This window comes from Streptomyces sp. YIM S03343 (assembly GCF_054729195.1).
The window spans coordinates 6,585,897-6,608,647 of record NZ_JBPUKX010000001.1 but is presented as its reverse complement, the minus strand read 5'-3'; the positions used below and the strand labels follow the sequence as shown (position 1 = coordinate 6,608,647).

Genomic DNA, 22,751 nt, shown 5'->3' with positions numbered 1-22,751 from the left:
ATGGATGTGGTCAGCAGGCGGCGGCCGAGCCGGTTGCTGGCGTCGCCTGCCCGGTCGAGGACGTGGGAGAGGTGGTCGCGGCCGACGAGGACGAAGTCGAGGCGCATCAGTCACCCACCGCCTTCCGTCTGCTGGGCCTGTTGGGCCTGGTGGCGGTCGATCCAGGCGGTGAGCGTGTAGAAGTCGACGACGGTCAGGTCGTCGACGACGGGAGGGGGGAATTTGAAGAGGTAGGCGAAGAGTCCGAGGTACTGGTCTCGGCAGAGTTCAATGTCGGGCTCGGGCTCGGGGACTGGTCCGGTGTCCCCTGCGGGCTGTCCTCGGTCGGCTCTTCGGCTTTTGGGCCGGTGAGCTTCGCGTCGATCAGAGCGTGAGCGCGGTCGGGGTCGATGGAGGCTTCGGGCATCCGCGAGCGCAGCACCTCGGCGACCTCGTCGGGGGTGAGCTCACCGCTGCGCTCCCCCAGCACGAAGTAGCTGTCGATGTAGGCCTCGGTCTCACGCATGTCCATTCGTGTCGTCATCTCGCCAACGCCCGGGTCGAAGTCACCGAACCGCAGGGTGGGCTGAGTGCGCTTCTTGAGGGCCCAGACGACACCGCGCATCGCGTCGAGGTCGTCGACCTCCAGGCCCTTCAAGATTTCCTGCCACTTCATGTCGATGGTGCGCTGCACGATCGACGCCTCGGAGACCTTCAGGCTGGTGGCGTCGTGGTGCTCGGGCGCACCGTCCGTCGGGGTGTAGACAACGATCACGGGGTTGCTCCTGTCGCTATTCGATGCGTCGGCGCACGTCCTCGCGAATGCGCTCGACCTCGCGCTGGATACGGTCGGTGTGGGTGCGGATGGGCTTGTCCCACCACCCGGGGTCGGCCCACTGGGTGGCCCACCGCCGCCGGTTGCCGTACACGGGGTGGCGGATGCGGCCCTGGTTGATGACGTCCGGCATGCGGCGCAGGTCGGGCGGGAGACGGCCTTTGTCGACCCACACGCGGGCGCCCGGGTCTCCGGTGGTGCGGACCGAGATACGGATGGCATCGGCGATGGTCGCGCGCAGTGGGCGCGTGGTGGGTGAGATGCCGCCGCGGCGGCCGGAGCCGCCACCCTGCGAGCGGATGTTGAGGCTGCGGATGGAGTCCTGCAGGTCGTCACGCAGGGGCTCGGCCGCTCGGCGGATACGGCGCTGCATGCTGGATCGGATGTTCTCGTGCCCGGCCCGGCGCAGCCGCCGCTGCAGCTCCAGCAGCTGGCCGGTACCGATGATCCTTACGTCTCCGGGCATGCCGACTCACAGGGTGACGTCGGTCGACATGTACTCGATCTTCGGCAGGTTGGTGCCGTCGTACAGGCCGACGTAGTTGAAGCTGGGCTTGACCACGCCGAAGCCGTCGACGACGGGCGGGCCCTCGTCGAGGCGGATCGCGGGCAGCGTGATCCGGAACGTCTCCGCATACGTGGACGCGATGATGGGGCCCACGAACTCCCACACGAGCGAGGTGGCCCCGTCACTGGTGTGTAGGTCGTCGAGGGTGGTCGCGACGTAGTCCGTCTCCAGCGTGCCGCTGATCTTCACCAGGTCGTTCTCGATCGGCTCCTTCTTCAGGCCCGACGCCCCCGCGTAGAACCGCTCGACGTCCTGCGGGCGCTCCACCTTGCAGCTGACCTTGCGGATGCCGTCGAGGGCCGTCTCCGTGCCGTAGGTGCCGGTCTTGACGGACATCTGCATGAAGTGGAACGGGGACATGCTCGGGTACGACGCGGCTGCGAGGGTCTGGGTCTCGTCGCAGTCCTTGCCGTCGACCTCGAACGAGCCGGTGAGCATGCCGCCCACCTCGCACGAGAACTCCCCGCTGGTCACCTTGCAGCCCAGGAAACTTTTGTCGGTGACCGTGCCAGTGGTGAGCGGGACGCCCTTCTGAATCGTCAACGACTTGCCCGCGACCGACGCCAGCGTGTGGGTCTGCAGGTAGGCGGTCGTCGTCGCCTGCTGCACCGGCGTCACCGTCGTACCCATGAGGGCTTGGAGCAGCAGCCCCATGCCCTTGTTCGTGACCTCGAAGTCCACCGACCCCGACGCCTCACGGCGGGTCAGGACACGTCGCGCGGACAGCGGCAGCAGCCGCCCCGCCGCGATGCCCGCGCTCGTCGCCGTCGTCTTCTTCAGGACGAGGCTTTCCTTGGTGAACTCGATGAACTTCGCCGGGGCGACGTAGGTGCCGTAGGTGGTCTCGGCTGCGATGCCCAGCTGCGCACCGAGACCGGATCCGATCGCCATGGATCAGCCCTCCTTCTGCGGCGCGCTCTTGGCCGCGGTCTTCTTCACAGCCACAGCCACGGGCTCAGCGGCCTTCGGCTCCTCGACCGGCTCCCAGGCGGCTGGCTGGCAGACGTACCCGTCGAAGCGTTGATCAGGGACTTCGACCACCTCGTCGGGGTGGACGACTCGTTCGGGCCCGAGTTCCGGCACGGTCACCGGCTCCGGCCCCAGATAGCGCACACGCGCCATGTCGGATTCCTCCTCAGATCCGGGCGTGACAGGACACCGTGAAGGCCAGGGCCACCCGCGCACCCTGGTCGGTGAAGTACTGGCGCATCTGGGTGCGGGTCAGGTGCGCCCACAACACAGCGCCGTTCAGGTTGGGCGCCTCGGGCTTAGCGTTCGTTGCCCTGATCGCCTGCTCGACGACGGCGAGGATCTCGAAGGCCCGGGTGCGCACTGCGGAGAAGTCGTCGTCGCCGGACCACACATCGAGGACGGAGGCGATCGTGAAGTCCTCGTCGCGGGTGCGGGCGCCGGCCGCGTTGAAGTCCTGCACGGACTCAGCGGCCTGTGCCTGGTCCTCGCCGCCCGGCCAGCCGACGGCCAGAAAGTCGGCATTGGACACGTCGTCGACGGGTGGCCCGTCGATGATGTCGACACCGGCGAGGCCGTTGTCGGCGCGCAGGATCTCCAGCAGCGCGGCTATCGCGCGGGGTACGGCGGAGCTGGCCATTCACCCTCCCTGGGGCGGGAGCCGGTCCGGCTCCATCAGCTGTACGGCCCGGTTGGGGATCGCGAATCCCAGCCCCGGGAGTGGCTCAGTGACGTCGTAGTCGTCGACGCCGCGCTGGGGGCGGCCCGGGCCCTGCCGGGTGCGCCACAGATGCTGAAGGATGATCTTCGCGGCGGCCTGGATGTTGTCGCCCACGATCAGTCGGCCGACCCGGTAGGTGATGTCGAGAGGCCCGTACAGCAGCCCGCCGCTGACCGCTTCGACCAGGCCCGTGTCCGGGTCCAGGTCGAGGTCACCGACGGTGTACGACGGGCCTCCCGGGCGCCGGGAGGTGACGGACACTAGGCTCAGGCAGGGAACGAGCGTGAGCGCCACCGTGCGCGCGCTGGTGAAACGCACCCGTTCCGTGACGGTCCGCACGACCACCGGCCCCACGAACATCTCGACAGCCCGGGTGCACGCCCCGATCCAGTTGCGGATCTCGTCGTCGTCCGAGGTGTCGGTCTTCTTCAGGTGCTTGCGCCCGTCGGCCAGGGACATGATCGCGGGCGAGGCCGCCTCACGGACGTCGAACATGTCCGTGTAGGCGTGCGCGGGCGAAGTCCACACCCAGCGCACCGTGTGCCGACCAGCGACCGTGGTGACGTAGTCCGCCCGGTAGCGGCCGGGCGTGGTGGTCTCGACAGCTGCAGGGCTGGCCGTCGTGCCGTCCGGCAGAGTCACCGTCACGGCCGCGCTGGCAGCTGTCGCGAGGGTGCCGCCCGGATCGAGGCAATCAGCGGTGAGGCGCACCGTGGCGCCCAGATCGAACGGCACGCCTCCTCACTCCTTGGCGAGGTCGGCGGCGAGGATGCTCTTGCGGTTCTTCCCGTCCGCCTCGGCGGCCAGAACGCGGGCACGCTCCTCCTCGTCGGCGGTCCTCAGGTACTCGATGACCTCGGGCGCCGTGTGCTCGCCCGGGTCGAACTCGCCGCCGCCGGTGGGCGGGGTGAGGGTCCTGGGCTCGCCCGGGTCGGCCGTCGCACGCTCTACGACCGCTCCGGCAACTGCCGCCCGTCGGGCAGCCTGCTGCCCCACGTGGACGGCCACGTCCTCGAAGTGGATGCGGGTGCCGCGGTTGTACACCGGGTCGTCCGTGGTGACGAGGTCACCGGCCGCGATGACGCGGGTGATGCCGTCGACCTCGGTTGCGAAGGGCTCGCGGCACCGCTTGATCTCTGCTGCCATGGGTCTGCTCCTCAGTGGGCTGCCGGACGGCGCCGGGCCCCGGACATGACGCACGTGGCGCCGAACGTTCCGCCCGCCGTCGCACCCGACGTGGTGGCGACGATCCGCACGTAGCGCTGCGGACCGACGTAGCCGACCTCGAACGTCTTGTCGTCATCGGTCAGCGCGATGGTGGGCAGCGAACCCTGAAGGCTCGAGGTGTCCACCGCGGTCCAGGTCGAGTTGTCCGGGCTGTCCTGCATGGTGATCGCCACCGAGCCGTCGGTCATCGTGCCGGTGTGGATGACGAACATGGCTGAGCGGAAGGCGTTGTTGTTGTAGTGCCGGTCGACGGTCAGGCCGTTGACGGCCCCGTTGGTACGGATAGCTACCGCCAGTGCCGGCCGGGCCACGCATTCGCTGTAGACGCTCCTGCGCATGTGGTCCTCTCTCTCTGGAAACGGGTGGGGGCCGGAGGAACACCTCCGGCCCCCACGCCAGCTCGCCCGGCTGTCAGCCGACCTTGTTCATGCGGAACGCGCCGTCGTTCACGCTGTCGGCGCCGACGCGGTAGTACGCGTACCAGCCGCGCTGCCCCGTGGGCCTGCGGTTCGCGCCGACCAGATGCGGGATGAACTCCACGGTCATGCCGACCCGGTCGGCGATCACGTAGTTCGAGAAGTCGCCGTAGATGAGGTTCCGGGAGCCGGTGGTGACCGTGCTGGTCATGGCCTCCGCCTCGTAGGTGTTGCGCCCCAGCAGCTGGGAAGGCTGGTCGCCCTGCAGCTGCACCCACATGCCGGCACCGCCCGCGGTGTCGAACTGCCGCACCACGTTGTAGATGGTGCGGTGACCGAGCCAGGACGCGCCCATGCGGTAGCGGGCGGGCAGGCCGTTGTCGAGGCCGTAGACGGAGGTGATCGGCAGGGTGTTGGTGCCCTGCGTGAGCTCCGAGCCGGTACCGGTCAGGGCGGTGACGATGCCGAACGGCTCGCCCGAGCCAGAGCCCGAGATGAACTTCGTGGCCTCCAGCTCGTCACGGCCGAATGCGAGCAGCCGCGCCACCTCCTGGGTGGCGTTCGCCTCGTCCTCCATCGCCTCGATGCTGATCGGCACGAAGCCCTGGGCCTTGAACAGCTGGACGGTGGGCTGCGCGAACGCTGGCGCGTTGTCGCCGGCCTCGGTACCTTCCGCCGCGAACGACCAGGACACCGATCCGGCGGACACGCCGTTCCACACGTCGCCGGTGGCGACAACCTTGCGGGCGACCTGGCGGATCTCGTTCAGCGACCCGTTCGCCGTGATGATGACGGTGGGGTCCATCTGGAACGGGACCAGGTAGCCGCCCTGGCTGTCGGTGAGCGACATGGCGCGCTCGAGGGCCTGCTGCTCCTCGACGTTGATCATGTGGCCGCGGCCGGTTGCGACCTTCGCCCAGCCGCGCAGGTACTCGGGCGAGGAGGTCGCCAGGCACATGCGGGCGATCTTCGAGTCGCTGTCGTCCCAGCGCTCGATGATCTGCGTCGCGGCCTGACGCACGGTGTCGTTGGCGCCGCTCATCTTCTCCACGGCGCACAGGGCCCGGGCCCGCAGTTCCTGCCCGATCTGCCCCTTGGAGCGGGCGAAGGTCCGGACCTCGGACAGGTCCCACGGGTTGCGGAACCGGCGGTCCTCGACGGAGTCGGGGTTGAGGATCGGGTCGAGGTCGTAGGCGCCGCCGCGGCTCTGCGGGGTGCCGCCCTCGATGCCGAGGGCGGGCGGGCGTCGCTCGGTGGCCTGGGTGGCCGCGCGGACCCGTTCGAGGGCGCTGCGGCGCTCCAGCTGGCGGCGGTGGTCGTCGACCTCGGCGAACTCGGTGGTGAGTTCGTCGAAGTCGCGCTCGTCCTCGTCGGTGAGGGCGTCGCGCTGCTCCAGCTCCTCGAGCCGGGCGCGGATCTCGCGCAGGCGGATGACCGCCTGCTGGTGGGAAAGCTGCAGCTGAGGCATCAGCTCGTCTCCTTGCTGTCGATGGACGCCAGTACGCCGTCCATCAGCCCGCCGATCTCGGCGAGCTGGGAGCGCATGCGGACTGTGCGGGGTGATGGCGACGGGTGCCCATCGGCGGGCGGCGCGTCAGTGGTGCTGGGGTTCGGCGGGTGCCCTTCAGCAGGCGGCGCGCCGGTGGAACGGTTCGGGGCCGGGTGCCCGGGTGCGGGCGGCGCGGCTCCCTCTTTGTGCTGGCGGAGTGCCTCGCGCACCGCGGCGGCGAGTTGCTCCGGGTCCGTGGCGTCCGCCATGTCGATGACAAGACGAGGCGGTACGGCTGCCCGCTGGTACAGCAGGGCGGTGGCGACCTCGCGGCGCAGCTCCGGGTCGTCCGGGACGGCCGGGGCGGCAGCGTCGCGGGCCAGGGAGTGGCGGATGCGGCGGGTCATGTCGTCGTCGTGGACCAGGCCGTCGGCAACGTCCCGGGCTCGCACGGACACGCTGGTGCCCGCGTAGGCCGGGAAGACGACGGGCCCGAGCTCGCGGCACTTCAGCTCGATCAGTTCGCGCTGCAGCGGCCCGCGATCGCCCGGCATCCACAGCAGGTCGTAGACCTCCTCGGGCTTGACGAGCTTGCCGTTGACGTCGCGCCACTCCTCGCGAACGACCTCGAAGCGGAACGACATGCCGTTCACGGACTGCTCGGAGATCGCGTCCCTGACCGGCTGCATCAACCAGTTGTCGGTGATGCGGCCCTCGACGTAGAGGCCCTGGTCGTCCTCGCGGAGGTCGGTGATGGAGCCGATCGGGATCGAGCCGATGAGCGGGTGCCGGCCGTGGTCGAACTGCATGACCGGCGTCTGCTCGCGGATCGTCTTCTTGAAGGCGCCCTTGCGGATCTTCTCGGTGAAGGTGCCCTCCCACGAGTTGATCTCGGTCGGGTTGTCGAAGAGGGCCGCATACCCGGTCAGGGTCCGTCCGCCGCCCTCTGCGTCGCCTTCGGCGCGCAGCAGCTGGAACGGTACGGACCTCTCCAGGTCGCGCGTCATGGCGGACAGGACGGGCATCAGGAACCCCCTTGGGTGGGTGCGGGCGGTGTGCTCGGGACCGTCGTGCCGGGCGCTTGCAACTGGACGGAGAACAGGCCGGTGTGGACCAGCAGCGACCAGTCCGAGGCCCTCACCGCGTCCATCACGGATGCCGGGGTGTAGCCGGCGTCGACGAGCGTGCGGATCGTGCGGGACTCGACGCCCTGGATCTCCGCGGCGTCCTTGGCGTCTTCCCGCAGGAACGGAACGTGCCGGGCGTCGTACCAGAGGCGGACCCCGCCGGAGCCGCTGCCGGGCGGCGTGACGAGCGGAGCGAACGAGCCTGCGACGTTCTGCCACAGCGGATGGATCGTGCCGTCCGCGAACCGGCGCCTGGCCTGCCCGTAGTTCGAGTAGGTGGCGGCCTTCAGCCCCTCAGACAGGCCCACGATGATCGGAGGCACACCGGCCGCCGACGCGATGCGGGTCTCACCGGCGCCCTGCACGGCGCTGAAGTCCATCTGCTTGAAGTCGCTGCCGACCACGGTCACATCGGCGCCGCCACCCAGGTACAGCGTCTTGTAGGCGTTCTCCACGCCCCGATGGCCGGACTCCATCTTCGCCTTGAACTTGGCGAACGCCTCCGGGGTGACCTCGCGTGCGAGGCGCACGACGATGTTCGGGGTGGCCGCGTTCTCGAAGTACTTCCGCTTGTGCGCGGCCATCAGGTTGTCGTTCTGCGTCTCCCTGATCACCGGAGTCATCCACGACATGCCGCGGAACGTGGCCAGCGGATCCGGAACCGGCGCGAAGTGCGCGACCTCCTCGGACCACAGGAACACCGGCTCGGCATCCGGCTCCTGGTACAGGTAGCCGTACCGCCGCCACCCCAGGTCACCGCCATGCGGGTGCCGACGCCGCTCCAGGACGATTTTCACCCAGTCCGGCCGCAGCCGCACCGCCTCGTTGTCGTGCCGCGTCCAGTACGAGTTCCCGGCAAGGTCGGCGTCCTGGATGACGCGGGCAAGGAGATCCTGCGTCGTCCCGCCGGGCCACGGCGTCTCGAGCAGTTGCAGTTCCTGCGTGCCGAACATCTGTGACGGGGTGCCGTTGTTCAGCCGCTGCCACGTGAACCGCGGCGCGGAGAACACCGCCATACGGGCCGTCATGCACGACCAGATCACCGGGTTCGTCGCGAACAGCTGCGCGTACCCGGGGAGGTCTGAGGGCGCCTTTTCGGTGGCCTGTCCGGGCTGCGTCTGGGTGATCCCCAGAGCGGAGAACCCGCCGTACCCGAGGGACTGCTGAAGGGCGGCCACGTAGTCGTCGATCGTCGCGATGTCCCGGCTCTCCGCCCGCACGCGCCGGGAGCGCTGCCACAGGCTCGTCACGGGCTGCTCCCGTCCGTGTCAGCCAGGAGCAGGCAGTACGCCACCAGCAGCACCCCGCCCACGACCAGGCCCAGGGCGAGCCCCAGGCGCAACCCCGTGCCGGACGCCACCATGGCGCCGCCCGTGAGGACGCCCGCCCGGGCGCGGCCCGCGCGGGTCAGCCGAATTCGGCCCACGGTTCCACCTCCTCCTCCGGCTCCTCGATCTCCACGAACAGGCCCCAGCGGGCGAGCGTCACCCCGACCAGCGGCGTGATGTCCACACCCACGCCCTTCCGGGCCCACGCCCACGCCTCGCCCAGCTCCCGTTTCCGCGCGCCCGCCAGGGCCGTCGACATCGGCGCCTGGTCCAGGTGCGAGATGCGGCCCGCCGCCACCGCGTCGTAGAACTGGCCGGTGGCCTGGACGATGTCCCGCGTCTTCGTCTGCACGACCGGCACCAGGAGCCGCGGCTCTTCGTCCTCGCCGACCTCCTCGTCCGGGTCGGCCTTCAGCGCGTCGGTCACCTCGGTGATGAGCGAACCGGCCGGGCTGCCCGGGTCGATGACCACGCAGCGTGGACCGTGACGCTCGGTCAGCTCCCGCAGCCGCCCGGCAACCCAGCCGGTGCCGGGCCGGTTGTCGACGACCTCGATGTGCACGCCGTCACCGCACCGGCCGGCCACGCAGATCGACGCGTGCGAGCGCTCCGGCGTGACGTCGATGGCGAAGGCCACCGGATCGTCTGGCTGGCTCTCGTCATCCGCTAGGGCCTCCCACACGTCCCGCCCGATGACCGCCCAGGAGTCGCCCTCCTCCGACGGGTAGGCGCCCACGCCCAGGCGCTCGCGCGCGTAGCCGTCCGTACTCAACGTGGCCCGCTCCTTCGCCGCCTTCTCCAGCGTCATGCGGTAGCCGACCGCCGGATTCGCCTTCAGGACCGCGGCGTCTGACGAGGTGTCGTCGTGCACGGTGCAGTCCTTCGGGCACTCCTTGACGTGCGGGGTCACCGACCACTCGAAGTAGGCCAGGCTCGGGTCCGGCCGCCCGGCCTCGATCGCCGCCAGGGCCCGCTTCCGCAGCCGCGCGAGTTGCACGGACAGGGCGCCGATGCCGGCGCTGCCGAGGTACCAGATCTGCGGGTCCTCTACTGCGGCCATCGTCGGCAGCAGCGCGTCCATCTCCGCGTCGCCGAGGATCATGTCCTCGTCGAGGATGTTGCAGTGCCCGGTGAAGCCGCGCCCGGAGCCCTTCGACCGGGCGATGAAGCGGAGCTGCTGCCCGGTGTGGAGTTCGATTCCCTCCTCGCCCACGGTCTGCCGGTACGTCTTGACGCGTTTGTGCAGGTCAGGGCACCCGCGAATCAGGCGCTCGATCCGTTTGAACGCGGACTTCGCCGTCTTGAACTCGTGAGCCGAGTGGAGGATCAGCTCCTCGCCGCCGATGAACAGCCCCCACAGTTCGCGGGCCTCGATGATCCCGCCCTTGCCGTTCTGCCGCGGCACGTTGACCGCCACCTCGAACGACGCCCAACTCCCGTCCGGCTTCTCCCCCATGCCGACGCGCAGGATGTGCTGCTGCCACGGGTCCAGGACCAGCCCGGCCCGGGCCGCGAGGTCGATCGCCTCCTGGCCCGCCGTGGAGACAGCCGGGGACGCCGTCTGGATCGGCGGATCCTGCCAGCCGTATACGCGCTCCTCAGCCACCGGCGGCCTGCTCGCGGGCAGCTGCCCGGCGCTTCGCTCGCTGCTGAGCAATGTCATCGACGGCATCCCCCTTCACCTCGGCGGGCGCCAGCCTGCGAAGGTCGGCCATGATCGACCGGAGTTCGTGAGCGGCCTTGGCCTTGACACCCGGCACCTCGGTGCCATCGATCGCCTTGGCCAGATCGAGGGCGACGGCCGCCATTCCGGGCGAAGTCTCTTCGGCGTGAAGATCTTCGATCTCCTGAGCGATCTTGTCAGCGACAGCCATGATCACCACCGCCCGTCACACAGCGTTATGTCACCCAGGGTGACCGGCGCTAAATCGCTGGAGTTCGCTTCGCCGGATTAGGGATTGAAAATGGCCGCGCAAAAAATCGGGCGACAAGGGCGTTTGGGTCGCCCGGGAAGACAATTTCCACGATGGGGTCGGGCCCCCCTCCCACCCCGGACTGATCGCCGTCCGACCTGCCCGTCACCCGGTCGGTCACCCTGGGCAGTGCCGTCGGCCTGCCTGCCGCAGCCGCCATCGACCGGGTGCGGGGAGCTGCTCGTGGGTGCGCGCCAGCCGCGCCGCCGGGGCCGGGGTCACCAGGTGCGGGAGGCCTGCCGGGTGACTCTGCGTTCGCTCCGTCGCTTCGTGTGCTGTGCGTACCAGCGCGTGGCCACAGCCTGTAGTCCTGGCGAGCGCATGTCGGCGATGCGCTGCATGACGATGTCCTTGCCGGGGTCCACCGCCACCACCTCCGCCCCGTGCCGCCGGTAGCGGGCCAGCCACTTGGGGCTGGGCATGGTGTGGATGAGGTAGACGTCGGTCTGGTCGAGGTGCTTCACGGCCTCGTCGATGGCGGCGTAGCGGGCTCGGTGGGCGACCTTGAGGGCGATCCCGTCCTGTGTCCAGCTCGGGGCGCCTGGTCCGGAGAGGGCGGCGGCGAGGCGGTCGAGGTCGATGACGACGTCGGTGGGGCGGGCGCGTGCCTCGATCCACGACGACTTGCCCGCGGCGGGCGGGCCGGTGACGACGTACAGCACGCTGCGTCACCTCCGCTCAGGGGCGCCACTCATCGCGGTAGCCGGGCCGTTCCGCGTAGGGCAAGGCGAGCCGCTTCAGCGTCCGCTCGCACGAATCTATGCCATCCAGGTAGTCCGGGCCCTTGCGTGCGCCCCAGCGGATTTCCTTAGCGAGGTCGTCCACGATGGCGCGCTTCGCGTCGATCTCGCGCAGCACCCGAGCAGGACCATGGCGGATGATGTGGGCGCGATCGCCGTCATGCACCACCAAGGCGACGCGGTTCAACGGTGGAGCGCTCACCCAGTTCTTCGGGTGCTCCCACCACTCCGTGCCGCTGCAACCGCTCGCGATCCGCTCGTCCTCGTCGAGTTGCTCGCCGAGCCACCTCACCATGTCGTCCACGGATGCCATGTTGTCACCACCACTCCCGCTCGATCACCTGAGCTCCGTGCAGCGGGTGTCCGGCGGGTACGTCGAGGAGGTGCTCCATTGAGGTGGCGATGGTGCACACCGTGGGCTCGTCGGGGTGGTGGAGGCAGACAAAGCCCTCGGGGAACTCGGCTCCGCCCCAGGCTCGGCCGTCGGCGAGGCGCAGGGCGAACGGGATGGAGCGTGCGGGGACGGTCATGGTCACCACCTCCGTGAGGCACGGACGGGCTGGCGTGCGACGTCGGTGCGGTTGCCGCGGGCGCTGTTGCAGCGGCGGTGCGCGCTGCGGGCGTTGGCGGGGTCGAGGAGGTCGCCGCCTCGGCTGAGGGGGACGGCGTGGTCGAGGGTGAAGGCGTCGCGGTGGCGGCCTGATAGGGGGCCGGTGATGTCGTAGCGGATGGGCTTGCCGCACCACCAGCAGGGCAGTCCGAGGGCGCGCTGTTGGTCTACGAGGCGGCGGTAGGGGCGCCCGTTGCGGGGGTTGCTGGCCACGGGCGCCTCCTCGCTATGCGTCGTCTCCGAGGACCTCGCGGCGGGCGGCGAGGGCCTTGCGGTTGAGGGCTCCGGTCATGCGGAAGAGGGCGACGGTGAGGGCCAGGAAGACGACGACCAGGAGTACCTGGGTGATGACGCTGACGATGTGGATGTCCTTGGTGCCGTTGGCGATGATCAGCATGATGAAGTTGCCGGTGATCCAGGCGAACCAGATGCGGAGTTTCTCGACGCGCACGGCGGTCTGGACGGCTTTGTAGTCGCTCACGTTTCCCCCCACGGGACTGCTTGGTGTGGGAGGCATCTTGGCACGGCGAAGCCCCTCGGGTCTGGGCACCGAGGGGCTTCGCCGTGAGTTGTGTGAGGCCCTTTGCGGGCACAGTTGTACACCGAGATCGTGACACGGCGCTGACCTGCGGTCAAGCGACCTTGGGCAGCGTGCGTCTGGCGGCGAGGGCGGCCACGTCGTCGGCGGGGTACCAGGGTTGGCGGGGGCTGCCGCCGGACCGCTGGAGCTTGCCGCGGCGGACGAGCTGGCGGACTCCGTCGAGGGTGATGCCGAGGACGCGGGCGGTCTGGTGTGCGGTGAGGTAGCCGGGGCGGATGTGCTGCTGCTCCATGCCTCCATGATGCGGCAGCGTCCGGCCGCGCACGGGCGCAAGCCGGGCCGGTCAACGGGGTGGGTCAGCAGGTCTCGTTGTCCTTGACCGCGTACAGGGTCACGGGCGTGTCCGTGGGGTGCGTGCCGGCCTCGGGTTCCTGGCTGCACACGGTCCAGTTGCGGTCGAAGACCTGTAGGCGGTGCTGGCCGCTGGCGTCCTGGTCGTCGAGGACGTAGAACCCGGCGGCCTGCGCCTCGTCCTGCGCGTCCTGAAGGTCCTTGCCGACGAGGTTGGGCAGTGTCGCGGTCTCCGGGGTGGCCTTGTCGGTGGTGGCGCCGTCTGCGGGCGCCTTCGTGGTGGCCTCGGTGGTGCTGTCGTCCTGCTTCGTCGGGCTGCTGGTGTCCGGCTTGCTGGGGCTGCTGTCGTCGGCACTCTCGCAAGCGGTTAGGGCAAGCAGGGCTGCGGCGGTGAGTGCGGTCGCAATGGTGCGGGTGCGCATGATGTCCCCTTAGATGCGGATACGGCGGGAGCCTAGCGCCGGGGCTGCTGCGGCGGGCGGGAACTGGAAAGGGGCTCACCGCATTGGGGGATGCGCGGTGAAGCCCTGAGTCTCAGGGTGGCAGCTGTGTCGCCTGCGGGGTGTGTCCGGAGGTGCCGTTTCGGGCCCGAATCGAGATCTGGCGACCAGGCTCGAAACTCGAAACTTCGCAGCTCAGCCCCGATATCGGGGGCGAAACCGGTTTCGGGCCGGGGTGAAACCACAGCCCCTTCCCGAAACCGGATTCGGGGCCTCTATTCGGTGTCCTCGTCGGCGGGCAGATCGGTCTGCCGGAGGCCCTTGGCGCCGCCGCAGCAGTCCCGAATCGTGAGCTGCTTGGTGCTCACCTTGAACGGCTTGAGGGCTGCGCTGAGGGCGGTGGAGGAGGCGGCCGGGTCCATCTCCGTCCACGGCCCGTACAGGTCGGTCCGGTAGCGGACGAGCGCGTCGACGAGGCGATGGGAGTGGACGGTCTCGACGCCGTCGGGCCAGATGGCGCGCAGGTGGTCGACGATGGTCTCGACGTCCTGTTCCTCGACGACGGCGCCGATGGACTGGCCGGAGAGGGTTCCGGCGGCGGTGCGCAGCGCGAGGGCGCGTTTGGCGATGTCTTCGGCTTCGGTCTGCTTGATGAACGCGGCCCGCACGGTCAGGCCCTCGCGGCCACGGGCGAGGATGCCGGTGCCCTGCTCGTCGACACTGATGTCGGTGGCGCGCAGGCCCCGGTCGTAGGCGCCGGTGCCCAGCACGTTGTTGTTGGCCCGCCAGTCCATGACGGCGAGGCACAGCCGTGTGCCGACCGAACTGGACACGGACGTCGGCAGCGATGGGGCGTCGGGGTTCTGTGTGAGCAGGATGAGGATGATGCCGTAGGCGCGGGCCTTCTTGATGAGCCGGGTGGCCAGCGCGGCGGCTTCCTCCTTGTAGTCGGCGTGGGTGAACAGCTCCTGCACCTCGTCGATGATGATGACGCGCGGGCCCAGGTTTTGCTCTGGGTACTTCTCGGCGAGGGCGCGGGTGACCTTGCGGCCTTCGGGGACCTCGGAGGCTGGCAGGGAGCGGATGAAGGCGGCGCGGCGCTGGTATTCGGCGATGCCGGAGCGCATGCCGCCCATGGCGGCCTCGAGGTCGTCGTCCTCGTCGCCGGACACGTAGCGGTGGCAGATGGGCTTGGCGGAGTCGAGGTCGCCGGAGCCTTTCAGTTCGTAGATCCACAGTTCGGCGGTGGGGTCGAGGGCGACTCCGAGGACGATCGCCAGGGCGCAGCTGGTCTTACCGCTGCCGGGGATGCCTCCGACGAGGAGGTTGGAGTACATGAGGGTGATCTCGACGAGGTTGCCGCGCGGGTCGAAGCCGAAGGGGAGCGGCTCGTAGACGTCGGCCTGGCCGGTCTTCATGAGGGGCCAGAGTTTGCGGCCTGCCTTGGCGGGGTCGCGTTGGGCGACCCACAGGACGAGGCGGCCGGGGTGGGCGGTTCGGTCGCCTTCGGGCCACACAGTGCTGATGGGGCGTCGCATGGCGGCGGCGAGGGCGGAGCGCTTCTCCAGGACTGCGGTGGCCTCGATGCCCGGGGGGAGGTCGATCTCTGCGCGCCAGCCGGGGCCGTCGCGCATGATCTCGGATGCGAACTCGACGCCCTTGCGGCCCTTCTTGCCCTCGATGCCGATGGCGGCGAGCGCCTCGAACACCTCCGTGCTGTCGAGGCGTCGGAGGATGTTGGTGGCGACGTAGCGGGTGATGAGGGGCTTGCCGTCGTTCTTCTTCCCGGCCAGCCCTGCCAGGGCGGCGGCGCCGAGGGTGGCGGTGAGGGTCCAGCCGGGTTCGGTGAGTACGCCGGTGAGGGTGGTGAGGCCGGTCGTGCTGGCGACGGTGAGGGAGGTGATGCGGCGCGGGCGGACACGGCGGGAGTGCTCGCGGGAGAGCGTCACCCATGCGTCGATGTCAGCTGTGGCGGCGGCTTTGGCCTCGACGGGGCGGGCCTCGGTGTCGGCGACCCAGCGGACCCAGCGGACGAGGAGCCGGCCGGTGCCGCGGGGGGCTCGGACGAGGAGGCGGAGCACGTAGACCGGGGTGCGGAGGGTGTGGAACGCGCTGATGTGGGCGTAGTAGGAGGCGGTCCAGCGGGCGGCGTCCGCGAACTCGGCGCGGTTGCGCAGGACGGTGGGGACGACCGGGGGCGCGTCGGCGAGGTAGGCGCGCTTGTCGGCGAGCCATGTGCCGTCGGGCAGCTGCTCGCCGGGCTTGTCGACGGGCTTGGGCTGGGCGTCCTGGATGACGTCGATGATGGTCTCGGTGAGGACGTCGGGCGGGGGCAGGAGCGTGTCGCCGGGCTCCGTGGTGTCCTCGAGCGGGGGCAGGTGCAGGTCGGTCATGCTGGGTTTCTCCGGTCGTTCCTTTGGGGCGTTCCGGGGCCCGGGGACGGCGGCAGCTTGGCGGTTGGACGCCGTCCCCGGGGCGGGACTACTGGTAGCGGCGCAGGGCGCGTTCGAGCTGCTGCGCGGTCCGCTCGTGCTCGCCCATCTCGCGGCGGGCGGCGGTCCGTTCGGGGCCGCGGGCGGTACGCATGGCGGCCTTGGCCTGCGCGGCGGCGGTGCGGGCCTGGCGGAGGCGGTTGGTGAGGGCGTCGGCCTCGGCTTGGCCGCGCTCGGCGGCTCGCTGCTCGATGCGTTCGGCCTCCGCCTTCAGGCGGGGGTCGATGGTGTCGGCCATGCCCTGTTTGACCGCGCGGGCGGCGAGCCAGGCCAGGCGCAGCTTCTCGCCGCGGGTGTACGAGGCGGGCACGGGTCAGGCCTCCAAGGCGGTGTCGTCGGCGAGGGCCTGGGCGATGGCGGCGTTGGCGAGGCCGATGTGCGCCCATGCGGTCGCCACGGTGGCCAGGGGCTGGGCCTCGTGCTGGCGGGTGCTGCTCATGGCGGCCTGGTCGGCCTGGCGGGCGAGGCCGGCGGCGCGCATGACGGCGGCCTCGGCGAGGTCGACACGCTCCTGGTACCGGGTGCGGTTCTCCATGGTGTTCTCCTGGTCAGTCGGGTGGCAGGCCGGGCTGTCCGGCCCCACCGCACCCCCACGGGTGAGCCGTGGGGGACGGAAGGGCCAGGTCAGTCGGCCTTGCGGAGTTCGTGGCTGTGGCAGAGGACCGGGCCGATGAACAGGCCGACGGCGCGCACCGTCCACCGGCCGCCGGTGAGCGGGCCAGGCGGCACCTCGTCGACGATCCGACCGGTCCGGCCGACGGCCCTCGGGTCGTCCTCGCAGGAGGTGATGAGCACCTTGTCGTTCGCGTGGAAGGTCACGTCACTTCCCCTTCTGCAGGTCCTGCCACAGGCTGCGCAGGACGAGGAGGCAGACGGTGGCGCTGACGGCGCCGACGGCGACGGCGACGGCGAGCAGGGCGGCGGCCATGGCAAGGAAGGTGAGGGCGACGGCGCCGCCGATGCCGGCGGCCACGTACAGACCGAGCGGTCGCGGGTCCGGCTGACGGACCGGCGCGGGTACCGGGGTCTGCTGGCGGGTGATTTCCTGGGCGGCGAGGACGGCGGCGACCAGGCGGACCATCTCGGTGTCCTGGGCGGCGTCCTGGGCGTCCTGGCGGGCCTTGTCGAGGGCGTCGCTCACCGTACCCACCTCCGGGCGTGTCTGGCGACCGTGCCGAGGGCGAGGACGCTGAGGACGGCGGTGAGGACGGCCGGGTGGGTGAGCGTCCGGGCGGCGGTGAGCGTGAGCGGCAGCGCGGACGGCCAGGTGATGAAGAGGCCGATGACGGCCCCGAAGAGGATGGCCTTCATGACGCCACCAGGTTGCTGTCGGGCATCTCGGACGGGTGGAACAGGTTGTGTCCGCGGTTGTCCTTGGAGTGGACGGTGAGGCGTCCGGAGGCGACCCAGTTGCGGATGGTGGACGGCTCGACGCCGCAGTAGAAGGCGACCTGTGAGGTCGTCATCAGGGGCGGCTCGGGAGGGACCGCGTCCTGCCCGTCCTCGTCGTCCTGGGGCGCGTCCTGGCCGGTCGGTGCCGCGGTTGTCGGGCGGGCGACGAGCGGGAGGAGGCGGGCGCCCGGCGGGACGGGGAAGGGGAAGGGCGGGACGGGGCGGGACACGGGGGCGTCCTGGGCGTCCCGGGTGTCCTCCGGGGTGGGAGTGGGGCGGGCGATGACCGGCAGGAGCCGGGCCCCGGGCGGGACGGTCCACGGGTACGGGCGGACGCCCGGGACGGGTACGGACGCTTGGGCGTCCTCGCCGTCCTCGGGAGCGTCCTGGGCGTCCTCCCACGGGGAGGGCAGGGCGATGGTGGCGAGGGAGGCGGAGTTCCGGCGGGCGGCGAGCAGGTCGAGGAGCGTGTCACGCTGCTGCTCGTCGGCTCCCGTCAACGCCTTGCCGACGGCGACGGACAGGCGCCGCTCGACGCGGGCCCTCCCCCGTCGGCCGGGCTTCATGGCGGCCAGCTTGGCGGCCAGATCGACCGCGCGCACGGTGGCCCGGTCGCGGGTGATCTGCTCGGCGGTGCGGTCGCGGACAGCGAGCCCGAGCCGGGACAGGAGCCGTTCACGGGCCTCGCGGGCGATCAGGGCGGGCAGGCTGCCGGACTCGGCTCCGGGCGTGCGGTGCCGGAGTTCGATGCCCATAGCGAGGTGCCACAGGAGTGCGGCAAGGACGGGGCCGACGACGGCCCGGACGGTACCGCCGACCGGCCCGGACTCCGAGTAGGCGGGGATGACCTGGACGCCGGTGATGACCCAGACCAGGAGTCCGGGCGCGCCCGGGGCACCGTCGGTACGGAGGTTCTGCCGAGCCATCAGCGCGCAGGCGAAGAGGGCGAGTTCGGCGGCGCCGAACATGGCGGCCCGCTCGCCGCTGCTCGTCATGCCGAGGTAGTCGGCGGCGAACCGCCACGACGTGTCGGCGCTGTAGGCGGTGCACGCCATCGCAGCGACCGAAGCGACCAGGACGGCGGCCGGGGTGCCGCGTAGCTGCCGCAGCAGCAGCCACAGCCCGGCCGCGGCCAGCACGATGCTGGCGGCGGCCGTGAGGGGCTGCTGCTGCGCCCAGGTGGTGAGGGTGCTCATCGAGTCTCGCCCCGCTCGGCGTCGAGGGCGGCGAGGAGGGCGCGGACGCGGTAGTCGAGGCCGACGGCGGCCTTCACCATCGCGGTGTGGTCGTGGATGTTGGCGGTGGCGACCTGGTCCAGGTACTGGCGGATGGTGTCGAGTTCCTGGGCGAAGGTGCCGTGGTACGGGGGCGTGTCGGTGGGGCCGTGCAGCGGGTCGTAGGAGGCGCTGCGGGGGCCGGGGAGGGCCGGGATGGCGCGCTCGTTGGTGTCGTTGCTCATCGGCCGTTCACCGCCTCGGCGGCGAGCGCGAGGACGTCCGCGTGGTCGCTGTGGTCCTGGGCGGCCCAGGAGGCGCGGGCGTCGGCAGCCTGCTCGTAGTCGGCGTGGGCGAGGCGGTGCAGCTCGGCGACGCGGGCGTGGGTAGTGGTGCCGGGGTCGGTCCAGGAGCCGCAGCGGTCGCACACGTACTGGCTGCCGTCGCGGCGCATGAGCTGCCCGCAGCAGACGGGGCCGCCGGACGTGGCGGGGGTGATGCGGCCGGTGACGCCGGCCTCCGTGACGCGCACCGCGAGGGTGCGGCCCGAGAGGCGGCGGATGAAGCCCGCGGCGACGAGCCGCCGGGCGGGAACGGTTCCGCGTTCGGGTGCGGGCATGGAAAGATCGGTCATGCCGACTCCTGCTCTGATCAGGATGTTCGGTAGAGGGTCGGGCGGCGCGCGCGCATCCCTGGTGCTCCAACACCGGGGAGAGCTGTCGTCCGGCCCTCGCTGCCTATTCGGTTGTATTGGCGTCCGTGCTGGACGCGGTCTTGCGGTCTTGCTTCTTGAGCGCCTTGTCTACGGCGTTCCAGCTCCGCCCGAGATCGCGAGCGACCTCGGCGACGGAGCCGAGATCCTTCACGCCGTCGCGAAGGGCTTGGGCTCGTCGTGTGGCGGACTCGGAAGCGAGGATGCGCAGCTGCTCCAACAGCTGTTCCTCCTCGCGGACCCGTTCCCTCCAGGGTTTGGCGTCCATCGAGAGAACTGTATCCAACCCCAGGGTGGGACGCAAGCAGGTCACGCCGACTCGCGCGGCTGGTAGTACCGCAGCAGCAGGAGATCCGTCTCCGTGCGGTACGCGGTCCGGCATACCCGGCAGCGCACGGTTTGCCCGGGGAGGCGGGTGAGGGCCGCCCCGCACACGGTGCCGCGGTGGTCGACGACCGCGACGCACACACCGATCCGCTGCGGGCGGGGCGCCGGGTCGCCGACGATCGCACGGGTGCGGTGCTCGAGGGCGCGTACCTCGCGGGCGAGGTCGCCGGCCGCCGGGTACTGCGCGGTGATCCAGTCGAGTTCCATGGCGAGCCACCGGCAGTCGGCAGCGAGCCCGGCCGGGGCCGGGGCGGTGTGCTGGGGCCAGCGCACCCGCTGCACGTCGACCCGCCAGGAGTGGACCACCTCCCCCATGGTGTGGCTGCTCATCTCGTCGAGGACGTCCTCGTCGAGCGGGGAGCGCGGCCCGGCGGCGCCCTTGGTGGCGATGATCTCGCCCCAGGTGGTGCGGCGCGGCACGAGGCACTGGAGGAGCTCGTCGTGGAGGGCGGGCAGTTCGGCGAGGCGTTTGGCGAGGGTGATGGTGTCGCGCTCGCACAGGTACCGGTTGCCGGCGTCGGCCGGGCAGATGGTGCAGGTGGTCACGGCGTGGCCCTTCGCTTGCGGTCCTGCTCGTTGGCGGGCGTGCCGTACCCGGTGGGGATGCTGAGGGCGTGGCAGCAGGGGGTGCAGCGGCGGCGTCCGAGGCGGGAGAACAGGCCGGGCATCCACCAGCGGCGGCGGATCCCGCAGGCCGCGCGGGCGGGCACCGGCTGCACATCGTCGATGGAGTCCCGCATCTGCTCAGGGCTGATGAGCGGTCCCGGAATGGCGTGCAGACGCCGCCACTTCCCGCACACCAGCCACCAGTGCTCGGAGTTCTCGGGGATCGGGTGCGCGGTCACTGACCGGCCCCGTCCTGCTGCGCCTCGCCAGCCAGGCGGCGCAGTTCGGCCATCAGTTCCTCGGGCAGGACGAGACGCGGGTAGCCGGGCATCCGCTCCAGCGTGGCCGCCGCGTCGAGGATGATCGCGGCCCGGTCGGCGTGCAGCGCGGCGATCACCTTGTCGGCGCGCGTCAGGTACGCCTGGTAGGCGGGGCTCCGGTACCGGTCGAAGTCGGCGGCCCAGGTCCAGCCGTCGGCGTCGGCGAGGACGTCAGCGATCCGCTCACGGAGTCCGGCCGGGGCGGGGGTCGGGGCCGACGACACAGGCAGCACCGCGGCGCGCGTCTCCTGCGGGGTAGGCCCGTGCCGCTCACCGAACGGGAACCGGGGCCATGCCGTGTGGTCGGCCATGAACGCGTGCGCCCAGTCCTGCCGGTAGTCGCAGCCGGGATCGGAGCAGTGCCAGCCGTCCCGGTGAGCCATCAGGACGACGCTCACGTCGTGGCTGTCATTGCCGCAGGTGAACGGGTGCGTGCCGCCGCGCTCTTGGAAGGCGTTCAGCGTGGCGACCTGCTCGGGCGTCCACGGCGGGCGGATTCGGTCGGTGGTCATGGTCTGCTCCAGGTGTGAAAGGGTCGGGGCGCCCGGCCGGCCCGCGCGGTTGCTGCGCGCGGGACGGCCGGTGCCATGGGGTGGGTCACGCGGTCTCGTCGTCGGCGGTGCTGATGCCGGGGTCCTCGCCAGCGGCGGGAATGACGAGCCAGTGGCCGTGCCGGTCCTGGCCAACCCGGTCGCCGAACAGTGCGGTCTTGAACTGGCTGCCGTCCTCGTAGGCCATGCCGTCCGGTAGGGGCAGGTCGACCCCGATGACGCGCATGTTGTCGTCGAAGTGGGCGATGGTTTTCGGGTCGGATACGAGGATGTCGCCGAGCCTTTCGGGGGTCAGGCGCTGCGTCTTGGTCACGCGCTGGTACCCCCGTCCTGGGTGGTGGCGGCCGGACGGGCAGCGGCGGTCTCGCAGCCGGGGCAGTCGTCGATGTGCTCGGGGTCGTCGCTGCTGTCGGCGACGACGTGCGTCTCCTCGTCGTCGGCCACGCTGATGCCGGGGCACCAGATGCCGGGCCGCTCGTGCCAGGGGTGGGGGTCGTGGTAGTCGTCGTGGCCGCACGGGCGGCTGCCGGTGAAGTCGGCGGTCTCGTCCCCGTCCGGGTCGGCGGCAAGGAACTCACGCAGGGCCTTGTCGGCGTCGCCGGACTTGGCGTCCTTGGCCGCGAGCGCGCGGAGCAGGAAACCGTTCTGCCGGCGGAGGCGGTCAATCTCCTCCTTCAGCCCGATCGCGATCTCGTGCAGGGCCTTCTCGGTGCCGTCGTTGTAGGTGGCGGTGGACCATGTGCTGGTGCGCTCCCCGTACTGGGCGAGGCGGATCTCGGCGGGGGTGAGCTGCTGGGTGGTGAGGGGCTCGGTCATGTGGTCTGGTCCTTTCGGGTGCAGGTGATCGGGTCGTGTTCGGCGCGCAGCCGGGCGGCGCGTTCGACCCGCCGGGCGGCGGCGCGGACCTCGTCGGCGGCCAAGTACTCGCGGCCGACAGCAACGACCAGGAGCAGCGCGGCGGCGGCGAGTCCGGCCGCGTCCCAGGCGGCGCCGTGGCGGGCGTAGTCGGTGGCGCAGGAGGCGGTGACCCCGGCCCCGGCCGCGTACAGGAGCCACAGGCTGCGGGCGGCCCGGGTCACAGCCAGCCCCCGGCGACCTGCACGGTGGCCATGCGGTGGAGGCGGCGCCTGGGGACGCCCTGCCCCCACAGGTCCGCGGGCACCCGGTCGTAGGTGGCGCCGGGGTGCGGGCAGGGCTGGCCCGGCGCGGTGCCGGCGGGCAGGAAGTGGCCACGGTCGCAACGCGGACGGCTGGTCATCAGAACGGCGGCTGATCGCTGTAGCCGTTGGCCTGGTCGACAGCCCAGGGGTCGTCCACGGGCGGCGGCCCCTGCCGGCGCTGCTGCTGCCCCCGCTGCTGCTGACCGCTGCCGCGCTGACCGTTCTGTCCGCCCTGCTGGCCCGCCGCGTCCTTCGACACCTGCGCAATGGCGTGAGACAAGTTCGGAGCGATGCTGCGAATCAGGAGGGACGCCTGGCTGTGCTTCTGGCCGTCCTTCTCCCAGGACTCGGTGCGCAGTTCGCCGGTGACAAGGACCTCCATGCCCTTGGCGAGGGACTCGGCGGCGTTCTCGGCGAGGCGCTCCCAGACGGTGCCCCGGACCCAGAAGACGTCACCGTCCTCCCACTCGTTCGTCTGCTTGTTGAGGCGGCGGGAGTTGAAGGCGAGGCGGATGGACGCGACGGCCTTCCCGGACTGGGTGAACTTCAGCTCGGGGTCGTCGACGAGGCGTCCGACGCCGGTCATGGTGGGAAGAGACACGG

Annotated in this window: 39 protein-coding genes; all 39 read right to left on the bottom strand. The window is 70.9% G+C overall.

Annotated features, from left to right (window positions below):
• Positions 1-193: 193 nt before the first annotated feature.
• Complete coding sequence (locus ACSYGN_RS29190) at positions 194-754, bottom strand: hypothetical protein (RefSeq protein ID WP_460400778.1); 561 nt, start codon at positions 752-754, stop codon at positions 194-196.
• 16 nt (positions 755-770) lie between these two features.
• Positions 771-1,280, bottom strand: coding sequence for a hypothetical protein (locus tag ACSYGN_RS29185; protein WP_460400776.1), 510 nt, complete (start codon positions 1,278-1,280; stop codon positions 771-773).
• A gap of 6 nt (positions 1,281-1,286) precedes the next feature.
• The gene (locus ACSYGN_RS29180) at positions 1,287-2,273 is read right to left on the bottom strand and encodes a phage tail tube protein (RefSeq protein WP_460400774.1); all 987 of its coding nucleotides are present in this window, start codon (positions 2,271-2,273) and stop codon (positions 1,287-1,289) included.
• Between the two features lie 3 nt (positions 2,274-2,276).
• Positions 2,277-2,504 carry a hypothetical protein gene (locus tag ACSYGN_RS29175; protein ID WP_460400772.1) on the bottom strand — a complete coding sequence of 76 codons (228 nt, stop codon included), beginning with the start codon at positions 2,502-2,504 and terminating at the stop codon, positions 2,277-2,279.
• Positions 2,505-2,517: 13 nt separating this feature from the next.
• Positions 2,518-2,991, bottom strand: coding sequence for a hypothetical protein (locus ACSYGN_RS29170; protein ID WP_460400770.1), 474 nt, complete (start codon positions 2,989-2,991; stop codon positions 2,518-2,520).
• Complete coding sequence (locus tag ACSYGN_RS29165; RefSeq protein WP_460400768.1) at positions 2,992-3,807, bottom strand: hypothetical protein; 816 nt, start codon at positions 3,805-3,807, stop codon at positions 2,992-2,994. It lies immediately after the preceding gene.
• A gap of 6 nt (positions 3,808-3,813) precedes the next feature.
• Complete coding sequence (locus tag ACSYGN_RS29160; protein ID WP_460400766.1) at positions 3,814-4,218, bottom strand: hypothetical protein; 405 nt, start codon at positions 4,216-4,218, stop codon at positions 3,814-3,816.
• Between the two features lie 11 nt (positions 4,219-4,229).
• Positions 4,230-4,637 carry a hypothetical protein gene (locus ACSYGN_RS29155; RefSeq protein ID WP_460400764.1) on the bottom strand — a complete coding sequence of 136 codons (408 nt, stop codon included), beginning with the start codon at positions 4,635-4,637 and terminating at the stop codon, positions 4,230-4,232.
• Between the two features lie 73 nt (positions 4,638-4,710).
• Entirely contained in the window at positions 4,711-6,183 is a 1,473-nt protein-coding gene (locus tag ACSYGN_RS29150; RefSeq protein WP_460400762.1) for a phage major capsid protein, read from the bottom strand.
• On the bottom strand, positions 6,183-7,229 hold the full coding sequence (locus ACSYGN_RS29145; protein WP_460400760.1) for an HK97 family phage prohead protease: 1,047 nt from the start codon (positions 7,227-7,229) through the stop codon (positions 6,183-6,185). The genes ACSYGN_RS29150 and ACSYGN_RS29145 overlap by 1 nt, the downstream gene beginning before the upstream one ends.
• The gene (locus ACSYGN_RS29140) at positions 7,229-8,581 is read right to left on the bottom strand and encodes a phage portal protein (protein WP_460400758.1); all 1,353 of its coding nucleotides are present in this window, start codon (positions 8,579-8,581) and stop codon (positions 7,229-7,231) included. The genes ACSYGN_RS29145 and ACSYGN_RS29140 overlap by 1 nt, the downstream gene beginning before the upstream one ends.
• The gene (locus ACSYGN_RS29135; RefSeq protein WP_460400756.1) at positions 8,578-8,757 is read right to left on the bottom strand and encodes a hypothetical protein; all 180 of its coding nucleotides are present in this window, start codon (positions 8,755-8,757) and stop codon (positions 8,578-8,580) included. Before ACSYGN_RS29135 ends, ACSYGN_RS29140 begins: the two co-directional genes overlap by 4 nt.
• Positions 8,739-10,265: a terminase gene (locus ACSYGN_RS29130; protein ID WP_460400754.1), complete on the bottom strand. Its 1,527-nt coding sequence runs from the start codon at positions 10,263-10,265 to the stop codon at positions 8,739-8,741. Before ACSYGN_RS29130 ends, ACSYGN_RS29135 begins: the two co-directional genes overlap by 19 nt.
• Positions 10,258-10,533: a hypothetical protein gene (locus ACSYGN_RS29125; protein ID WP_460400752.1), complete on the bottom strand. Its 276-nt coding sequence runs from the start codon at positions 10,531-10,533 to the stop codon at positions 10,258-10,260. Before ACSYGN_RS29125 ends, ACSYGN_RS29130 begins: the two co-directional genes overlap by 8 nt.
• Before the next feature lie 317 nt (positions 10,534-10,850).
• Positions 10,851-11,294, bottom strand: a complete 444-nt coding sequence (locus ACSYGN_RS29120; protein WP_460400750.1) for a hypothetical protein — start codon at positions 11,292-11,294, stop codon at positions 10,851-10,853.
• A 16-nt stretch (positions 11,295-11,310) separates the two neighbouring features.
• The gene (locus ACSYGN_RS29115) at positions 11,311-11,667 is read right to left on the bottom strand and encodes a DUF6221 family protein (RefSeq protein WP_460403805.1); all 357 of its coding nucleotides are present in this window, start codon (positions 11,665-11,667) and stop codon (positions 11,311-11,313) included.
• Positions 11,668-11,689: 22 nt separating this feature from the next.
• Entirely contained in the window at positions 11,690-11,902 is a 213-nt protein-coding gene (locus ACSYGN_RS29110; protein WP_460400748.1) for a hypothetical protein, read from the bottom strand.
• A 2-nt stretch (positions 11,903-11,904) separates the two neighbouring features.
• Positions 11,905-12,195 (bottom strand): HNH endonuclease, encoded by a 291-nt coding sequence (locus ACSYGN_RS29105; protein WP_460400746.1) that lies wholly within the window; start codon positions 12,193-12,195, stop codon positions 11,905-11,907.
• A 13-nt stretch (positions 12,196-12,208) separates the two neighbouring features.
• Positions 12,209-12,463 carry a hypothetical protein gene (locus ACSYGN_RS29100; RefSeq protein WP_460400744.1) on the bottom strand — a complete coding sequence of 85 codons (255 nt, stop codon included), beginning with the start codon at positions 12,461-12,463 and terminating at the stop codon, positions 12,209-12,211.
• A gap of 151 nt (positions 12,464-12,614) precedes the next feature.
• Positions 12,615-12,815 carry a hypothetical protein gene (locus ACSYGN_RS29095; RefSeq protein WP_460400742.1) on the bottom strand — a complete coding sequence of 67 codons (201 nt, stop codon included), beginning with the start codon at positions 12,813-12,815 and terminating at the stop codon, positions 12,615-12,617.
• Between the two features lie 64 nt (positions 12,816-12,879).
• Positions 12,880-13,296 (bottom strand): PASTA domain-containing protein, encoded by a 417-nt coding sequence (locus tag ACSYGN_RS29090; RefSeq protein ID WP_460400740.1) that lies wholly within the window; start codon positions 13,294-13,296, stop codon positions 12,880-12,882.
• A gap of 293 nt (positions 13,297-13,589) precedes the next feature.
• Positions 13,590-15,707, bottom strand: a complete 2,118-nt coding sequence (locus tag ACSYGN_RS29085) for an FtsK/SpoIIIE domain-containing protein (protein ID WP_460400738.1) — start codon at positions 15,705-15,707, stop codon at positions 13,590-13,592.
• A gap of 88 nt (positions 15,708-15,795) precedes the next feature.
• Positions 15,796-16,116, bottom strand: coding sequence for a DUF6257 family protein (locus tag ACSYGN_RS29080; protein WP_460400736.1), 321 nt, complete (start codon positions 16,114-16,116; stop codon positions 15,796-15,798).
• A 3-nt stretch (positions 16,117-16,119) separates the two neighbouring features.
• Complete coding sequence (locus tag ACSYGN_RS29075) at positions 16,120-16,341, bottom strand: hypothetical protein (protein WP_460400734.1); 222 nt, start codon at positions 16,339-16,341, stop codon at positions 16,120-16,122.
• A gap of 89 nt (positions 16,342-16,430) precedes the next feature.
• Entirely contained in the window at positions 16,431-16,625 is a 195-nt protein-coding gene (locus ACSYGN_RS29070; protein ID WP_460400732.1) for a hypothetical protein, read from the bottom strand.
• Between the two features lies 1 nt (position 16,626).
• Positions 16,627-16,947: a hypothetical protein gene (locus ACSYGN_RS29065; RefSeq protein ID WP_460400730.1), complete on the bottom strand. Its 321-nt coding sequence runs from the start codon at positions 16,945-16,947 to the stop codon at positions 16,627-16,629.
• Positions 16,944-17,117: a hypothetical protein gene (locus ACSYGN_RS29060; RefSeq protein ID WP_460400728.1), complete on the bottom strand. Its 174-nt coding sequence runs from the start codon at positions 17,115-17,117 to the stop codon at positions 16,944-16,946. Before ACSYGN_RS29060 ends, ACSYGN_RS29065 begins: the two co-directional genes overlap by 4 nt.
• Complete coding sequence (locus ACSYGN_RS29055; protein WP_460400726.1) at positions 17,114-18,394, bottom strand: MerR family transcriptional regulator; 1,281 nt, start codon at positions 18,392-18,394, stop codon at positions 17,114-17,116. Before ACSYGN_RS29055 ends, ACSYGN_RS29060 begins: the two co-directional genes overlap by 4 nt.
• Positions 18,391-18,657, bottom strand: a complete 267-nt coding sequence (locus ACSYGN_RS29050) for a hypothetical protein (RefSeq protein ID WP_460400724.1) — start codon at positions 18,655-18,657, stop codon at positions 18,391-18,393. Before ACSYGN_RS29050 ends, ACSYGN_RS29055 begins: the two co-directional genes overlap by 4 nt.
• Positions 18,654-19,046 carry a hypothetical protein gene (locus ACSYGN_RS29045; protein WP_460400722.1) on the bottom strand — a complete coding sequence of 131 codons (393 nt, stop codon included), beginning with the start codon at positions 19,044-19,046 and terminating at the stop codon, positions 18,654-18,656. The genes ACSYGN_RS29050 and ACSYGN_RS29045 overlap by 4 nt, the downstream gene beginning before the upstream one ends.
• A gap of 103 nt (positions 19,047-19,149) precedes the next feature.
• Positions 19,150-19,392, bottom strand: coding sequence for a hypothetical protein (locus ACSYGN_RS29040; protein WP_460400720.1), 243 nt, complete (start codon positions 19,390-19,392; stop codon positions 19,150-19,152).
• Positions 19,393-19,433: 41 nt separating this feature from the next.
• On the bottom strand, positions 19,434-20,057 hold the full coding sequence (locus ACSYGN_RS29035; RefSeq protein ID WP_460400718.1) for a hypothetical protein: 624 nt from the start codon (positions 20,055-20,057) through the stop codon (positions 19,434-19,436).
• Positions 20,054-20,356 carry a hypothetical protein gene (locus tag ACSYGN_RS29030; RefSeq protein ID WP_460400716.1) on the bottom strand — a complete coding sequence of 101 codons (303 nt, stop codon included), beginning with the start codon at positions 20,354-20,356 and terminating at the stop codon, positions 20,054-20,056. Before ACSYGN_RS29030 ends, ACSYGN_RS29035 begins: the two co-directional genes overlap by 4 nt.
• Entirely contained in the window at positions 20,353-20,949 is a 597-nt protein-coding gene (locus ACSYGN_RS29025) for a hypothetical protein (RefSeq protein ID WP_460400714.1), read from the bottom strand. The genes ACSYGN_RS29030 and ACSYGN_RS29025 overlap by 4 nt, the downstream gene beginning before the upstream one ends.
• Positions 20,950-21,034: 85 nt before the next feature.
• The gene (locus ACSYGN_RS29020) at positions 21,035-21,301 is read right to left on the bottom strand and encodes a hypothetical protein (protein ID WP_460400712.1); all 267 of its coding nucleotides are present in this window, start codon (positions 21,299-21,301) and stop codon (positions 21,035-21,037) included.
• Positions 21,298-21,804 carry a hypothetical protein gene (locus ACSYGN_RS29015; RefSeq protein ID WP_460400710.1) on the bottom strand — a complete coding sequence of 169 codons (507 nt, stop codon included), beginning with the start codon at positions 21,802-21,804 and terminating at the stop codon, positions 21,298-21,300. The genes ACSYGN_RS29020 and ACSYGN_RS29015 overlap by 4 nt, the downstream gene beginning before the upstream one ends.
• Positions 21,801-22,067, bottom strand: a complete 267-nt coding sequence (locus ACSYGN_RS29010) for a hypothetical protein (protein ID WP_460400708.1) — start codon at positions 22,065-22,067, stop codon at positions 21,801-21,803. The genes ACSYGN_RS29015 and ACSYGN_RS29010 overlap by 4 nt, the downstream gene beginning before the upstream one ends.
• A complete protein-coding gene (locus tag ACSYGN_RS29005; protein ID WP_460400706.1) occupies positions 22,064-22,246 on the bottom strand; it encodes a hypothetical protein in 183 nt (60 codons plus the stop codon). The genes ACSYGN_RS29010 and ACSYGN_RS29005 overlap by 4 nt, the downstream gene beginning before the upstream one ends.
• Positions 22,246-22,749, bottom strand: coding sequence for a single-stranded DNA-binding protein (gene ssb / locus ACSYGN_RS29000; protein WP_460400704.1), 504 nt, complete (start codon positions 22,747-22,749; stop codon positions 22,246-22,248). Before ssb ends, ACSYGN_RS29005 begins: the two co-directional genes overlap by 1 nt.
• Between the last annotated feature and the right edge of the window lie 2 nt (positions 22,750-22,751).